Origin of the sequence: Sutterella sp. (assembly GCF_052272535.1) — a bacterium.
GTDB lineage: Bacteria > Pseudomonadota > Gammaproteobacteria > Burkholderiales > Burkholderiaceae_F > Sutterella.
Genome location: NZ_DAVZJY010000338.1, coordinates 1 through 1,771 on the forward strand (window position 1 = coordinate 1; position 1,771 = coordinate 1,771).

Here is a 1,771-nt window from a genome sequence, read left to right on the forward strand (position 1 = left end):
ACGCGTAAGGACTCAGTAGGGAATCTCCGTCCTTCAGGGCGGAGAGGATGTCAATCCTCGGGCTTCAGGAGGAAGAGCGTGTGCGAGACGCCGAGGTCGGGGACCTCCCGCTCGATCGTGAAGCCCGCTTCGCGGAAGATCCCGCGCAGCTCCGCGCCGTTGAAGAACCGGCTGTTGCCGTTCGCGATCACCGTGAAGTAGAGGCTCGTGGCGGCGAGCGACAGTTCTGCCGCGCGGTGGCGCTGCTCGTCGACGAGGGGCTCGAGGACGGCGAGCTTCGCGCCCGGGGCCATGGCGCGCCGCGTGCGCGTGAGGATGCTCACGGCTTCCTCGTGGCTGAAGCAGTCGAGGAACTGGCTCATCCAGAAGAGGTCGACGCCCGCGAGCGCGGAGAGTTTCGCGGGCTCCGCGTCGGTGAGCCAGTCGATCGCGGCGCCTTCGAGCCGCTCCTTGACGTCCGCGAGTTCAAGGTGCGAGGGAAGCGCGTCCACCTCCACGGGAAGGTCCACGACGACGGCGCGGGATTCGGGGAAGCGCTCGAGGAAGCGCTTCGAGAAGCGCCCGGTGTTGCCGCCCACGTCGGCGAGCTTCTTCGGGCCCGCCGCGCCCCAAATCGTCGTGATTTCGTCGAGTGCACTCTCGTAGGCGCGGTCGCTGTGCCAGTGATCGAACCCGAACCAGGCCGAGCGCGCCTCGTCGGGGAGTTCGGGCAGGTGCGGATAGATGGTCTTCCAGGCGGGGTTGAAGACCTCGAGCCCGGCCGGGCGCCCTTCGGTGAGCGACGCGCGCGTGCGGCCGAGCGCGTCGTAGCAGACCGATTCGGTGAAGAAGAAGTTCGCCCGGGTCATCTCGTCGTAGACGAGGAGGTCGCCCACTTCCGTGAGCGAGAGGCCTGTCAGGCGCTTCTGCGCCGCAGGCGCCGTTCCGTCCGCTTCGCCCGCTTCATCGGCTTCGTCCGCGCGCGCGGTGCGCCGCAGCACGCCCGCGGGAACGAGGATGTCCGTCATTACTTCGACGGCGTAGAGCGGGAGCTTCGTTTTGGCCGCGAGCTCGCGGGGGCTCATGCCGGGCGCTTCAGAGAGGGCGTCGAGGACGCCGAGGCGGAGCGCCGCGGCGGCGGCCTCGAAGATGAAGGGGGCGAAGGCGAGGCGCTGGGCGTCCTCGAGCACGTTGAGGAAGTTCGGGCGGGAGCGGCGGAGCATGGTCTTGATGCAGGGTCGGTGAATTGGGTCAGAGGAAGGCGCGCACGTGCGAGGCGAATTCGTCGAGGAGCGCCTCGGGTGGGAGCTTCACGAAGTAGAGCACCCGTTGGGCGGGGGCGCCGAGGAGCGTGAGGGCCCCCACGGGGGTCCGGAGGAATTCGAGCGGCACGTCGCCGCCCTCCGGGCCGCGGGCGACGAGTCCGCCGTCCCAGAAGACGTCGGCTTCGGGTGCACGGGCGTACTTTTCAAGAAGGAGATCCGAGTCGGGGCTTGCCGCAGGCGACTTGCGGTCTTCGCCGTTCATCTTCTGCGCGGACTCGATCGCGCCCCAGGCGGCGAGGAAGGCCTCCTCGGCGCGGGTGAGATCGACGACGTGGAGCCGCTCGATCTCCCGGGCGAAGTCGGGCCCAAGTGCGAAGTCCGAGAGCCCGGCCAGACGCGGATGGGGCTTCATCACCTCCAGGTCGAGCCCCATCGGGCGGCGCGAGAGGGAGACGGCGACCCCGCACTCGGTGTGCGCGATCGCAAAGCGCCCGATGCGGCGTCCGTCGTAGTCGGCGAGCGCAGGC

The 1,771-nt window shown here is 69.2% G+C and carries 1 protein-coding gene and 1 pseudogene; both read right to left on the reverse strand.

The genetic code is table 11. The features are described 5' to 3' along the window. Positions 1-50: 50 nt before the first annotated feature. The gene (locus ACT6Y9_RS10790) at positions 51-1,202 is read right to left on the reverse strand and encodes a methyltransferase (protein ID WP_443744530.1); all 1,152 of its coding nucleotides are present in this window, start codon (positions 1,200-1,202) and stop codon (positions 51-53) included. Positions 1,203-1,230: 28 nt separating this feature from the next. Then, positions 1,231-1,771: pseudogene (locus ACT6Y9_RS10795) on the reverse strand (hypothetical protein); the annotation flags it as partial.